Here is a 13,540-nt window from a genome sequence, read left to right on the forward strand (position 1 = left end):
GTTATACGAACAACAATGTTCACAGGAGGAGAAGCATGACGGATAGTCAGCAAGTGTATTTGCTTATTTTTCTGTTGTATTTGTCTGCCATGATAATGGTGAGTTGGCTGGCATCTCGGTGGCAACGGTCAAATTGCGACTATTTATTAGCTGGGCGAAAAGTACCGCTGATGCTGACGCTAGGCACCACCGTTGCCACTATGGTCGGCACCGGCTCGTCGATGGGAGCGGTCGGCTTTGCCTATCAACACGGTTGGGCGGGCACGCTTTATGGCATTGGCGGCGCGCTGGGTATTTTATTGCTGGCTTGGTTGTTTGCGCCGGTTAGGGCTGAGCGCTTCGCGACAATGAGTGAAGAGTTAGCAAGCTATGTAGGCAATCATCAAGTCGTTAAAAAGCTCTTAGCAATATTGATTTACGCGGCAAGTGTCGGCTGGCTTGGCGCACATTTGATTGGCGGGGGCATGTATTTAGCCTGGCTTACTGGGCTAGATGAGAACAGTGCAAAACTGATTATTGGACTGGGACTTGCGGTATATGTGACCTTAGGTGGATATTCGGCGGTAGTCTGGACGGATGCTATTCAGGCCGTTATTTTGTTTTCGGGCTTTTTGTTGATGACCTACTTTGTAGTCGAGGTGGTCGGTGGTTGGCAAACGCTAACCAGTGCTTCGGTTGCAGCGGGAGCTGGGCTCTTTTCATATCAAAATATTGGTTTGTTGCCTGCTATTTCAATGGCGCTGGCGGTGCTGGTGGGCGTATTGGCAACCCCATCGTTTAGGCAGCGGATCTATTCCGCCAAAAGCATAGGCAGTATTCGTATGTCGTTTATTATCTCGGGATTACTTTATTTAGGGTTTTCATGTATTCCTGCGGTGATTGGTATTGGTGCTTATGCAGTTAACTCGAGTTTAGACAACCCTTCATTTGCTTTCCCCTATTTGGCGTTAACGGCGATGCCGGTATTGATTGGCGGCTTTATTTTATTGGCGGGTATTTCTGCAACGCTTTCTAGTGCCAGCTCCGACGCCATTGCTGGAGTCAGTGTGTTGGTTGCTGATATTTATCTGACTTGGTGTAAGGGAAATATTGCGCCACACAATCCGCTTTTGGTCTCTCGTATTGCCATGCTGACTACCGTATCGCTGGCATTATTTATGGCGGTGTTGTCGAGCGACATTATTAGCTATATCACCAAAATGATTTCCGTTGTATTAGCGGGGCTTTGTGTGATGGGGTTATTGGGGCGCTTTTGGCAAGGTTATACTTGGCAAGGCAGTTTAGTCACCTTGATGGCAGGTTCAGTGGCTGCCCTGCTCGTTGGTATGAACGACGGTTGGCTGGCTTATTTTGGTAACCCGATTATTCCTGCGCTGCTCAGTGCTTTGATGTTTGGTGTATTGACGAGTGTGGTGACAAAACCCAGTGTTACCGCATCGCCCGAAAAAACGGAAGTGGCATCATGAAAAGCGCAATAAAACAGTTGCTGTGCTTTGGTGAATGTATGGTGGAGCATAGAGCAGACGGGACTAGCTCGTTTGGCGGTGATTCCTTTAACACGGCTTGGTATTTGGCTCAGTTACTCAAGCAAAGCAACGATAACCACATCGCAGTCAGTTTTGCCAGCGCCATTGGTACGGACAAGGCCAGTACAAACTTGCTTGATATGTTGTCAAACACCAACATCAGACAAGACTATATTGTGCTTGAACCACATAGCGCGGTTGGCGAGTACTGGATTACGCTCGATGAGAAAGGGGAACGACGCTTTACCTTTGCCCGTGAACACAGCCCCGTAAGGCAGTATTTTAAGCGTGATGAGACCTTAACTCAGGCGCTTCACAACAAGGATATTGATGCAATTTATCTCTCTGGAATAAGCCTTGCTATCCTAGATGAGTCACAGAGAAAGCACTTATTTGAGGCGTTAGCCGCGTTTAAAAACCGAGGTGGGCTCATCTTTTTTGATAACAACTATCGCCAAACCCTTTGGCGTAGTGATAACCCAAAATTGAGTTATCAGGCTGTAATGGCGCTGGCAGACATCGCATTTTTAACCGACGAGGACGAATATGCAGTGTATGGCACCGCAAATGTGGACGAAATAATCGCAGAGCATCAAAAGCAAAGCTCACAACTCTTAGTTATTCGCCAAGGTGCTCAGCCATGCGTGATCGCGCCACCTAATAATTCTTCACCTATTTATATCGCGGCGCAAAACATAGCGCCGCAGCTTATCTTAGATACCTGTGGTGCGGGCGATGCGTTTGCGGCGGGGTTTCTAGCGCATTGGCTGAAAGGTCGCGATTTGCAAACGGCTGCGTGCTTTGCACACCAAGTTGCCGCCGAGGTGATCCAGCATCACGGCGCGCTGATATCTGCCGACTTTCTGCCAAAGCTTGTTACTCAGGAATAGTGTAATGATGAGAATGTATTTTAGTCTTTTTTTATTCACCGTGTTGTTGCCGATTTTAACTGCAAAGGCAACACCACTGTCGCTTATGCCCATGCCGCAACAAGTGAGTATGACCGAAGGCTCGCTAGTATTTGATAACGAAATCAAGGTTGCGATACACGGCTTTAGTGCGCAGAGGCAGGCATTTTTGCTCGCCAGAATGCAGCAATACATTGAGCGCATTACTGGAAAACCTATTCCGATACGGGTAGTAAAGCGTGGCAAAGCGGACTTAACCATTCGCGTAGAAAATATCGAAACCGAGTTACAGTTTCCTCAGCTGAATATGCCAGAAGACTACCAGCTTCATATTGAAAAGGGTGGAATAGTGCTTAGCGCAACCTCCGTTTTCGGCGCGCAGCACGGTCTTGCTAGCCTATTACAATTGGCCCAGAGTAATACATCGAGTCAATTCATACTCCCCTATACAACGATCAGCGATAGTCCCCGCTTCCCTTGGCGTGGGCTACTTATTGATAGTGTTCGCCACTTTATGCCAATTGCGACAATAAAGCGCCAACTCGATGGTATGGCTGCGGCAAAGCTAAACGTTTTGCATTGGCACTTAACTGATGACCAAGGCTGGCGAATGGAAAGTAAGGTGTTTCCTAAGCTGACTCAACTGGCCTCAGACGGATTGTATTATCGTCAATCAGAAGTGAAAGAAGTGATTGAGTATGCAAGCCTTTTAGGGATCCGCGTGGTGCCTGAATTTGGTATGCCGGGGCATGCAAGCGCGATTGCCGTCGCTTACCCAGAGCTGATGACTAAAGCGCAACCTTATGAGATGGAGCGTCATTGGGGAGTATTTAAGCCACTGCTCAATATCGCAAGTCCTGATGTGTACGCCTTTATCGACGATTTACTGGCTGAGATGACGAGTCTATTTCCAGACGGCTACCTGCATATTGGGGGTGACGAGGTAGAACCTGAGCATTGGTTGGAAAGCCCTGAAATACAGGAGTTAATGGCAAAACATGCGTTGAAAGACGGTCACGACCTGCAAAATTACTTTAATATTCGCGTACAAAAGCTTATTGCTAAGCACCAACGTGTGATGATGGGATGGGATGAAATTTTTCATCCGGCGTTGCCTACGGATACTGTCGTGCAGTCTTGGCGTGGTCATGATTCATTAACTGCAATTGCAGAAGCAGGTTATCAAGGTATTTTATCAACCGGGTTTTATATTGATCAGCCGCAGTATTCATCATTTCATTACCGTAACGACCCACATCCGGTGCTACCGACAGTGGATCTCACTCAACCGCGAGTATTAAGCTTAGCCTTTACGATCCCACGCCTAAAAGGCAGCGCAGTCAAAGGCGAGCTTGTGGTGTTGGGCGAACAAGTGCTTATAAAGCTTAATAACAACCGCCATCAGCTAGCACAAACAGATAAGCCAATTACTAGCAAGACTCAGCAATTTATCGCTACCATGGATAGTTGGATGGGACCGTTACAGTTTGAGTTTAATACAGCGCAGCAACAAGGCACGGTAATGATTGGTAATAGCCGTTATCCGCTCACACTTGAGGCGCTTGAAAAACCACAACCAGTCAAGGTTTCAACACCGTTAAGCCAAGAAAATGGTGCTCGTATTTTAGGTGGCGAGGCGACCATTTGGAGCGAAATGGTCAGCGAACATAATCTTGATGTCAGAATATGGCCGCGACTTTTTGTGATTGCCGAGCGTTTATGGTCTGCTAAAACGCTTACGGATAGCAAGCAGATGTACGCGCGATTGGATCATATAAGCGATGTTGCACATAACGTCATTGGCTTAGGTCATAAAACGCAGCAACAAGCGGGTTTTAATAGGCTTATCAGCACAACCTTGGATGAGCCAAAGCGCAAGGCTACGCTTGCATTACTCACTCATCTTGCAGAGCTTGTAGAGCCAAGTCACTATTACACGCGTCACCATATTAAGTTCTTAAACGACGAGTATCACCAGTTTGCAGCACTTGATAAATTTGTCGACTATGTTGCGGTTGAAAGCCGTCAGGTGAGGCTACTTGAGGAGCGAGTCGCAAGCTATATCGCTGGTGATAACACTGCGTTAGCGCACATTGGCGCGATATTGCAACGTTGGCAAGCGGGGCTTGAGGCGTTAACACTGTTACAGCAAAGTCCCAAACTTACAGAAGCACACTCAACGGCGTTAACGGTGACGCAGTTTATTACATTGAGTCAGCAAGTGCTTGAGGTTTGTAAAGGGGCTTTACAGGCTCCGCACCTAGATAGCAAGCTGTTAGCGCTGCAAAATTTAACGGATGAAGTGGTCATAACTGGAATATATCCAGTTCGAGCGCTTTACCTTCATTGTAAATAGGAAAGTCATGAGAAAGGTCATACTCAGTTTATTTTTGCTACAGAGCAGTGGTTATGTAGCTGCCAACATGGTTGTAGATACACAAGATTGGATAACGGATGGTGTTTTCACGCAAGGTATTGAGGGACCTGCGGTGGATGATACCGGCGTGTTGTATGCGGTTAATCATCAACAGCAAGGCACCATTGGTAAAGTGACTGCGCAAGGCAGAGCGGAAACCCTGCTGACGTTAAAAAATGGCTCTATTGGTAACGGTATTCGCTTTGATAAGCAAGGCAATATGTATATAGCCGATTACGTCAATCATAACGTGCTTAAAGTCACCAAAGCGGCACTTGCACAAGGTGGTGACTTGTCACAATTCGTGACGGTATTTGCTCACGATAATCGCATGGATCAACCTAATGACCTTGCGATCATGGACAACGGAATTCTTTTCGCCAGCGATCCTAATTGGCAAGCCAGTAGCGGTAAGCTTTGGCGTATAAATACAAACGGAGCAGTAACCTTATTGGAAGCGGATATGGGCACCACCAATGGCATTGAAGTTAGCCCTGACAATAAAACACTTTATGTGAATGAAAGCGTGCAGCGTAAAGTATGGCGCTATGAGTTAGATGAACAAGGCAATATTAGTAACAAACAATTATTTATCTCGTTTACCGATTTTGGCTTAGATGGTATGCGTACGGACAACCAAGGCAATCTTTATATCGCCCGTTATGGCGCTGGTGTGGTCGCTGTGGTTTCACCTCAGGGCAAGCTAATGAAAGAAATTAAACTGAAAGGCAAGCATCCGACCAATGTGGCTTTTGGTGGCGAGGAGGGGAAACGCTTATTTATTACCATGCAAAAACGCGGCGCTATCGAGATGGTTGAGGTAGAGTTTGCAGGACGAGATAAATAGTTCGGCTCAGTGTAAATTAGCCATCAGCAATTAAAGAGAGGTAACTGGCAGCTCGAAGTTGAGCTGCCATATCGAATACGCTGCTAAATCTGCTTAGTCGACTTTCCGGCAAAATAAGTTTCTTTTAGCCGGGTAATGACCTCGGTGCTTACCCAATAAATGTTTGATACATCACCGGGTTCATTATATCTACCAAAAAACAGGTATTTACCATCGGGTGTAATTCTTGGGACGGTTTCTGAATAAGGGGTATTGACCCCTTCACCTAAATTTATAGGGCTAGACCAAGTGCCATCCTGCTCCTTAAAATAGACATATAGGTCGTTATCTTTTCGACTTTTATCGCCTCTGTGACGACTATTAACCAATAGGTAATCGTTAGCGGGCGAAATAAAACCATGAAATCCAAACTCAATATCAATGGCTTTGGGAGTTGTAAGCGCGCCGTTTTTATTTTCTGCGGTATACATTTTGCGTTCTGACATATTGGAAAAAACAGTGTCGCCATTTGCGCTTTGGTTGAAGTCTGAAAACTTACCCGTATTTATTGCCGAATCGAACCTTTTAGCCTCACTCCAGCCATCTTTGCCGCGGGTAACGTACCAAATTCCGGACGCTTTGGGATCATCTGAACGCGCGGTAAAGTAAATCCGATTGCCGTTCAAACTTACATGAGGGACCAGTTCATAACTCATTCTTCCACCAGTAAAATTTGCGGCTTGAGGTTGAGTCCACTGTGCATTTTCTATTTTTGAATACATGATCCGTGGGCTTGAATCCACATTTTCTTGCTCTTCGAAGGCGGTAAAATACACTTCTGTAAGGTCGGGAGAGAACGACACACCGAATTCATAACGACCATTAATCGAGATGATATCGGGGGCAAAAAGCTGCGCGGTTAACCCCGGCGGTGTCTGGCCAAGCCAAGGTCCTTCTAACGTTGGAAAGGCTTCGTTAGCATGGACATGATTGGTGAGCATGACGGCTGCAAAAAGTAAGGGGGGGGTGGGTTTTATAATATTCATGCTGCTCTCCTTAAGCGCTAGATAAACCTGCTTACAGTAACAGGGGGTAAGCGATTTACATTATTCTTTTGAACAGAGAACACTGTATCAGCTATGGCGTAAAGCCACGTGTAAACTAATGTAAAACAATCACTAAATAGTTTCGTTCCTTGATTGTTAAGATTGCTACAGCGGTTGTTATTACCTGTATTAAATACCGCTGTATTCAGCGCTGGGTTATCGTATTTTCAACTACAAAAAAAAGCCGGCTGCTAGCGCACCAGGCTTTTTGCTAAATTTTCAATCAGTAAAAATTGTTTTGCGATATCTTCAGCCCAGCTGGGATCATATTCATTTTGCAGTTTTTTTGGGCTAAATAAATTGGCACCATAATCAAGAGTGATCAGTATATCGCTACCTTCTATAAACATTTGGGCTTTTACTTCGGGGATTTTTAACCCTTTTGGTAGGTTACCGGATGAAAAGAACGTTTTGACTTGCGACAATTTTGCCATATATTCTGGCGTGAGTACTTCGCGGCAGGTTTGTTCATCTTTAGCATAGACTTGATACTCTTTTTCAAAGTCTTTTTGTTCAAGTTTAACTCGCTGTAATCCTTTTAGAGATTGACGTCGACTTATCAGCATGTTCCAAAGTCCCGCATCTTGTAATACCACGATTGGGGTATCTACAGGTTCAGGCATACTCAGTTTTATAACTGCACCATTAAACAAACGTTTACTGTCATTATTCTGATGAAGCGTGCGTATATGCACTTCGGTAAAGTAAAAATGAATGCCATTTACTTCGCCGTTAAATCCATCTTCAGCTACTGCTCGTCCTCCTTTGGTTAATATACCTGCACTGATAGCTTCCTCGCAGATAAGTAAATTACCGCCGACTGAATATTCTAAGTTAAGCGCCGAAGCAATTGGCGCCATCATATAAGCTCGAGTTAACACTCCCTTAGTGAAAGACTTAAGAGAGTGTTTTAACAAAAAGTAGATAGGAATTATTGAGATTAAGAGAAAAGGCGCAAGAAATAGTAACGGGATTGCAATACCAATTGCCCACCACTTATAGCGTTTAAGCGGCTTCAATTTATTGTCAAGATCGCTATCAAAGCTGGATGTGGTTTTATCTAAATTGTAATAGGCCTCTTTTAACTGCATCTCAACGCCAGCTAGACGCGGATCGATATGATGGAGAGACCTCTGTTCTAATAAAGCCATAAACTTTCCTTGTAAGTCATGTTTAAATACAATTGGTATAAAATTCTACCCAAATAAGATGGTTAAGGTAAAATTTTTGTTTTATGCGGTATTCACCGCTATACCTATCCCTAGGCAAATTAGTTTGCCAGTGGCAAAGTCAGAGTAAACTTAGCACCACCAAGTTCGGAGAACCCAACATGGCAACTGCCGCGATGCCAAGTGGCGATTTTGCGTACGATAGCCAGTCCAAGGCCATAGCCACCGTTATCTTTGCTGCGACTTTCATCTAAGCGCGAGAAGGGAATAAAAACCGACTCCCACTGAGATTTAGGAATTCCATCACCGTCATCCTCAATATGAAGATAAGCGTTGCTTTTGTCACACTCAATATTAATCGCTATGGTTGAGCGACCATATTTATCAGCGTTTTGTACGATATTTTGCAAAGCCCGAGAAAGATAATGTAGGTTGCCAGAGATGATGACTGTATTACTCATTTTCTTGAACGTTATTTTTTTATCGGTAAGCTTATTGAGTTTGCTTATCTGATCGCTGACAAGTTCACAAAGGTCAATTGGCGTTATCTCAAGTTTCTCTACTTCAAATTCAAGCCGTGCGTAAGCTAGCATTTCATCAATCATCGCCTCCATTTCGACCACATCGTCCGCCATATCACTTGCTTGCTCACGGCTTTGCTCTGGCAGCATAGCTAAAGCAAACTTAAGTCTGGCAAGTGGGGTGCGCAGGTCATGAGAAACCGCATTAACGAGTAGTTTTTGGTTTTCAATTAGCCTTGCAACTTGAGACGCTAAGTCGCGGATCTGCTCGGTTAAATTTGAAATGGCAGAAAACCGGGAATGTCGGGTCGCTTTGGGCAGTTGACCTTGAGTGAGATTTTCGGTGATATATCTCAGTTGCAATAAATCAAGCCACAAGGGTCTTATCCACAGCATAAGTAAAAACGCGAGCACGGCATAAGAAAGCAACTTGATGATCCATTGTTTATTGGCGGCAGAAGCCGCCGGTGCTAATGGCCCTAATTGCAGCAGCAATGTTGAATCGGGTACTTTGAAAGTCAGCCAAGCGCGGCCTTCATCATCAAAACTCGTTAAAATACCACCTTGAACTAAAGTGCTGGCTTGCTCAGGCAGCCAAGCGACATCGTCCATGTTGAGTATTTTGAGCGTTTCTGACTCTTGGGGTAGCTGAACTGAGGAAATCGTGGATTTCAGTGTGTTGGCAACCGCTTTTGCGTGTCGCAACTCATCGGGCGCGGAGTGCACCCAATGAGACCAAATAGCTTCGCTCACTTGGTTGATGACGACAATACTGGTAAACACAGCCAAATAGAGGCTGAGTAATAGTTTTAGCACAAATACACTAGCCCCAAGCAGACTTAGAGCAGAGGTAGCCCTTACCCCACACGGTAATAAGCCTCGCGGGTTGCTCTAGATTGTCGCCAAGCTTTTTACGCAAACGGCTAATACGTACGTCAACGCTTCTATCTAATCCGTCATATTCGCGGCCAACAACATGTTTATAGATATAGTCTCGACTCAGCGTTTCGCCCGCATGGCCTGCCAATGTCTTTAGTAAATCAAATTCATAGCTTGTGAGCTCAACTTCATCTCCAGCCAAATAGACCTTACGGTCCGATTTATCTATTTGTAATTCGCCTAAGGTAATGGAATCAGACTGAACTTCATCATTTTGTGTACGTCTTAATAGCGCATTCAAACGGGCAAGTAGTACGTATGGCTCAACAGGCTTGATAATGTAATCATCAGCACCGATCTCAAGCCCTTTTACATGGTCGAAGTCGCTGTCTTTGGCGGTAAGAAATAAAACCGGCCCTTTAAACTCACCGCGCGCAGCTTTGCAAATAGAAAAACCATCAAGTCCCGGTAGCATAATATCTAAAATGAGAATGTCGGGTTTTTCTGCTTCAATCGCTTTAATGGCGTTAATACCATTGTGTAATTGAACGACTTCAAAGCCGTTATGGATTAAGAACTTTGCGGTTAACTCCGCTAGTTTTACATCATCTTCGACAAGTAATACCTTGGCCATTAAAACACACTCCAATCGCTTCTGAGTTTGCGTCTATATTGTTGGTTGACGCTTGTGTGTACTTCAATATTTTGTTTTGCAACAACGTTATTTTTAGCATCTTTTAGGGTAAAGAGCATGGACTTTGAGAGTTGGATAATTTGTGTTGATTTTGCCTCCTTGGCCTGCTCCCAGCATTGTAATTTTTGTTTTTCCTGAAATAAACATAGGTTCATTTTAGAGGGCGATTGCCAAGCAATTTTTGCCGTCATTTCACAGCGTTGCCCTGCTTGTTTCACCATACATGTAATCGGTTTTATTTCTAAATTAATGCCATTGTTGGGTTTGGTTAAAGCTCTACTTGGTGCGCTGAAAATTATAATTATGATTAAGTACAACCTAAAATTCATATTTTCCCCCGACAAAAACCGTCGCGGTATAGCTATCCTCGACTATCGGGCTATCTGTCATTGTGCTATCAAGTTGCTGATATTTGGCGTTAAATTTAAAGGTCCAAGACTCACTCACGGGATAAGAGTAGGCAAAGCTAACATAGGGTTGGAAGCTTGAGCTGCCTTTATACCATAGCTCACTATTCGGTGTATCCGCTTTGTCTATGCCGTAGTAATAGTCCACCAGTTGTCGACTTTTCCATTTTAGCCCCGCTTTAATAAACACATAAGTGTTAGGTGAATTATCGAATCTAAAACGATAGCTAACTCCAACATCAGCATTGTAACCTTGATAAGTGTTGGTGATATCGGTGAGCCAGGATGCGCTGATTTTTACGCTATCACTCATTATCCAGTGGGCTAAAACGCCGCCATCTATGGCCCATTTTCTCGACTCAATATCGTCTAAGGAGATAGCGGTTTGCTCTGCGGCAAATTCACCGCCAGGCAGCTCATTGCTGGCATCAAACCCCATTTTTTGCACGAATATATTACTTGGGTGAAATTTCTCGAAATAGGCCTGCTCGGTATTAAATGTGCCGATCAAGCTAAGATCAAATTTATCAGTGTAGTGAAAGGTATAGCCCAAAGTCCCATTATCAAGAAAGAGGTGTTCACCGTAATAACTAATATAGGGCACAACAACCAAGGGAATATTTTCACCGTCATGGAGTGGGTTGGAGATCACGCCGCCGCCAAGCGCAATGCCAAATCGCCATTCATCGACTGGCGTACACTCGCTGTCATTGGCGTCACATGGCACCGCCGTGGCATTTACCTGAGTGGTAATCAGCAAGGTTAAGGCCATTAATAACTTATTCAACTTGGAACTCCAGTTCTGAATTTGGGCTTTGCACTGGCTTTTTAGAGGTGTCAATCAAAGCGCATTATTACTACCAGTGTAATTTACCAGTCGCTGTACAAATTACCAGAAAGGTTAACATTAAATAACAAAACAAGTAGCGAAGGTAACAGAAATTTTAGTGTGAAAGTTTAGGCTTACGTTGGCACTTAACTTACAAGGAAACATATCATGAGATGCAAAATTTGGCTCAGTCTTCCGCTTGCCGCTAGCCTTTGCGCATGTGGTGGTAGTAGCGACAATGATGAAGATAAATTACCAGAACTTAACGCGCTTAATAATAGCTCAGCGCCGTTGAAGTCAGCTTCATCAGCTCAGTTTAGTCAGTTTATCAAAAACGGTATTTTCGTTGCCAGCGGTGGGTTGAATAATGGCGATGATTTGGAAAATCCATCAGCAACCACAGATAGTGCACCTTACTCAGGCACCAATCAACTGGTTGAAGGGGTATCAGAAAGCGACCGGATTAAATTCGATGGCCGTTACTTATTCATCGGTGGCTCGACCAGCGTTGCATATGCGGATACTGACAGCAAAACCTTCGTTAGGATCTTAGATACAGAAGCTACGGATGTCCCTACACAAGTTAATGAATTAGCGGTATCAGATTCAGAGTTTGCAAGCCAAAATCTTTACCTTAAAAACAATCAACTCATCAGTGTATTAATGGACTATGAGTATGATTTTGCTGATGATATGTCATCGCTAGAGGTGCAACCTGAGGTCAATTATCAAGGCGTGATTGAGCTTGCTTTTAGTAACGTATCCCTACCCGCACAGGCTGAGGTCGAAAAACGCTTTCAAATTGATGGTTCACTAGTTGGCAGCAGATTAATCGGTGACAAACTCTATGTTATCGCCGACCATACTATACGCTACAGTGGTTTTAATAGCGCTGACAAAGTAGCAAGCTACAATCGCTTAATGGACACTAACATTAACGATTTATTACCTCAATTTAGAAGTTTAAAGCAAGGAAGTGTAGCGCCACTGGTTGCCGCAGATGGCTGTTATTTGCCTGCCGATGCTACTGCGCAAGATGGATATAATGGCTTAACAACAGTGACTGAGATTGACATTCGCAATCCTGATGAGGTGAAAACAACTTGCGTCAGTACGCGCACCTTTGGCTTTTATATGTCTGCAACAGCAGTGTATCTTTACAATTACTCCTTTAATGACAGTGATGGTGATGTCAACACATCAATCTGGGATCCATCAGGCATAGTATTACATAAGTTATTGTTAACGGATGAAGGGGTGACATACCAAGCAACTGGTGAGGTGGAAGGTCAACTTGCTCGTGTCAGCGATACGATGGCTGCGACTCGATTTGATGAAAAAGATGGCGTTCTGCGCGTAGTAACGAGTCAGTATGATACAGATATCGGTAATAGTCATAAGTTGTATATGCTCAAACCACAAGGGAATGAACTCAACACCGTGGCGACGCTACCAAATAGCCAAAATCCAACTCCTATTGGCAAAATTAATCCGGATACGGGGCTTGTGGATGAAGACATTTATGCGGTTAGATATTTTAACGATACCGCCTATATCGTGACCTTTAGACAAATAGACCCTCTCTACGTTCTGGATTTATCTGACGCATCACAGCCTAAAATCGCGGGAAGTTTAGAGATCCCCGGTTTCTCTTCTTACCTGCACCCTGTTGGTGACGGTTTGCTTCTTGGGGTAGGTCAGCACCTTGGAGACCCTGATGGAAACGTGCAGCCCGGCACCAAAGTGAGCTTGTTTGATGTTGCAAATCCTGCTGAACCCAAGCTATTAAAAGATCATACGTTTGCAGGGGGATTTACACCGCTGGAATATGATTATCGCGCTTTGGCCATGCTAAAAGACAATGCCTCAGTAACCCGGTTCACTTTGCCGATTGTTTACTGGAATACAGAGCAAGTGAATGAAAGTAGTTATAACTGGTATAGCCAAAACGATCTCGCCGCATTTGAAATTATCCACGGCGTGGACTCAACACTCACTTATCGCGGGAGTAGCCGTGCCGAGGTAGCAACGCCCATAGCGAGTGACAAAGCACTCGGGTATACCGAAGCAGATAGGGGGCTTATTCAGGCTGATAAACTGCTTTATATCCATGGCAACTACGTGTGGCAGAGTAATTGGCAAACGCCAGCTGACAACAGTGGACCACATTAACCTAACTCCCTTTGAATATTAGGTTGTTGTACACTGTTTCGTTGCCAAGCGGTGAACTGTAGCACTGCTTACCACAGCTTCAGAGTT

11 protein-coding genes are annotated in these 13,540 nt (G+C 44.5%); 5 read left to right on the forward strand and 6 right to left on the reverse strand.

Going from position 1 to position 13,540, the window contains the following annotated elements; genetic code table 11:
- Nucleotides 1–35: 35 nt before the first annotated feature.
- The 4 genes from EXT48_RS21240 to EXT48_RS21255 are packed head-to-tail and all read left to right on the forward strand — an operon-like array spanning nucleotide 36 to nucleotide 5,697.
- On the forward strand, nucleotides 36–1,466 hold the full coding sequence (locus EXT48_RS21240; protein ID WP_130165697.1) for a sodium:solute symporter family protein: 1,431 nt from the start codon (nucleotides 36–38) through the stop codon (nucleotides 1,464–1,466).
- Nucleotides 1,463–2,416, forward strand: a complete 954-nt coding sequence (locus tag EXT48_RS21245; RefSeq protein WP_130165698.1) for a sugar kinase — start codon at nucleotides 1,463–1,465, stop codon at nucleotides 2,414–2,416. The genes EXT48_RS21240 and EXT48_RS21245 overlap by 4 nt, the downstream gene beginning before the upstream one ends.
- Before the next feature lie 4 nt (nucleotides 2,417–2,420).
- Nucleotides 2,421–4,790, forward strand: a complete 2,370-nt coding sequence (locus EXT48_RS21250) for a family 20 glycosylhydrolase (RefSeq protein ID WP_240703419.1) — start codon at nucleotides 2,421–2,423, stop codon at nucleotides 4,788–4,790.
- Nucleotides 4,791–4,797: 7 nt separating this feature from the next.
- Entirely contained in the window at nucleotides 4,798–5,697 is a 900-nt protein-coding gene (locus tag EXT48_RS21255) for an SMP-30/gluconolactonase/LRE family protein (RefSeq protein ID WP_130165699.1), read from the forward strand.
- Nucleotides 5,698–5,780: 83 nt separating this feature from the next.
- Here the strand turns inward: EXT48_RS21255 and EXT48_RS21260 are convergent, their stop codons facing one another.
- The 6 genes from EXT48_RS21260 to EXT48_RS21285 form a co-directional block, all read right to left on the reverse strand.
- Nucleotides 5,781–6,722: a PD40 domain-containing protein gene (locus tag EXT48_RS21260; RefSeq protein WP_130165700.1), complete on the reverse strand. Its 942-nt coding sequence runs from the start codon at nucleotides 6,720–6,722 to the stop codon at nucleotides 5,781–5,783.
- 251 nt (nucleotides 6,723–6,973) lie between these two features.
- Nucleotides 6,974–7,933 (reverse strand): DUF3137 domain-containing protein, encoded by a 960-nt coding sequence (locus tag EXT48_RS21265; protein WP_130165701.1) that lies wholly within the window; start codon nucleotides 7,931–7,933, stop codon nucleotides 6,974–6,976.
- Between the two features lie 119 nt (nucleotides 7,934–8,052).
- Nucleotides 8,053–9,288 carry an ATP-binding protein gene (locus EXT48_RS21270; RefSeq protein ID WP_130165702.1) on the reverse strand — a complete coding sequence of 412 codons (1,236 nt, stop codon included), beginning with the start codon at nucleotides 9,286–9,288 and terminating at the stop codon, nucleotides 8,053–8,055.
- A gap of 7 nt (nucleotides 9,289–9,295) precedes the next feature.
- Nucleotides 9,296–9,985 carry a response regulator gene (locus EXT48_RS21275; RefSeq protein WP_010375648.1) on the reverse strand — a complete coding sequence of 230 codons (690 nt, stop codon included), beginning with the start codon at nucleotides 9,983–9,985 and terminating at the stop codon, nucleotides 9,296–9,298.
- On the reverse strand, nucleotides 9,985–10,374 hold the full coding sequence (locus EXT48_RS21280; RefSeq protein WP_010375649.1) for a DUF3019 domain-containing protein: 390 nt from the start codon (nucleotides 10,372–10,374) through the stop codon (nucleotides 9,985–9,987). Before EXT48_RS21280 ends, EXT48_RS21275 begins: the two co-directional genes overlap by 1 nt.
- Entirely contained in the window at nucleotides 10,364–11,239 is an 876-nt protein-coding gene (locus tag EXT48_RS21285) for a MipA/OmpV family protein (protein ID WP_226899030.1), read from the reverse strand. The genes EXT48_RS21280 and EXT48_RS21285 overlap by 11 nt, the downstream gene beginning before the upstream one ends.
- Before the next feature lie 210 nt (nucleotides 11,240–11,449).
- Here EXT48_RS21285 and EXT48_RS21290 point away from each other — a divergent pair, with 210 nt between their 5' ends.
- On the forward strand, nucleotides 11,450–13,453 hold the full coding sequence (locus EXT48_RS21290) for a beta-propeller domain-containing protein (protein WP_130165703.1): 2,004 nt from the start codon (nucleotides 11,450–11,452) through the stop codon (nucleotides 13,451–13,453).
- The last annotated feature ends 87 nt before the right edge of the window (nucleotides 13,454–13,540 follow it).

Origin of the sequence: Pseudoalteromonas sp. CO348 (assembly GCF_004208845.1) — a bacterium.
GTDB lineage: Bacteria > Pseudomonadota > Gammaproteobacteria > Enterobacterales > Alteromonadaceae > Pseudoalteromonas > Pseudoalteromonas maricaloris.

Bases quoted from the DNA above. Each gene is read 5' to 3' on its own strand.
- EXT48_RS21240 (WP_130165697.1), top strand. From the start codon at position 36: ATGACGGATAGTCAGCAAGTGTATTTGCTTATTTTTCTGTTGTATTTG.
- EXT48_RS21245 (WP_130165698.1), top strand. From the start codon at position 1,463: ATGAAAAGCGCAATAAAACAGTTGCTGTGCTTTGGTGAATGTATGGTG.
- EXT48_RS21250 (WP_240703419.1), top strand. From the start codon at position 2,421: ATGATGAGAATGTATTTTAGTCTTTTTTTATTCACCGTGTTGTTGCCG.
- EXT48_RS21255 (WP_130165699.1), top strand. From the start codon at position 4,798: ATGAGAAAGGTCATACTCAGTTTATTTTTGCTACAGAGCAGTGGTTAT.
- EXT48_RS21260 (WP_130165700.1), bottom strand. From the start codon at position 6,722: ATGAATATTATAAAACCCACCCCCCCCTTACTTTTTGCAGCCGTCATG.
- EXT48_RS21265 (WP_130165701.1), bottom strand. From the start codon at position 7,933: ATGGCTTTATTAGAACAGAGGTCTCTCCATCATATCGATCCGCGTCTA.
- EXT48_RS21275 (WP_010375648.1), bottom strand. From the start codon at position 9,985: ATGGCCAAGGTATTACTTGTCGAAGATGATGTAAAACTAGCGGAGTTA.
- EXT48_RS21280 (WP_010375649.1), bottom strand. From the start codon at position 10,374: ATGAATTTTAGGTTGTACTTAATCATAATTATAATTTTCAGCGCACCA.
- EXT48_RS21290 (WP_130165703.1), top strand. From the start codon at position 11,450: ATGAGATGCAAAATTTGGCTCAGTCTTCCGCTTGCCGCTAGCCTTTGC.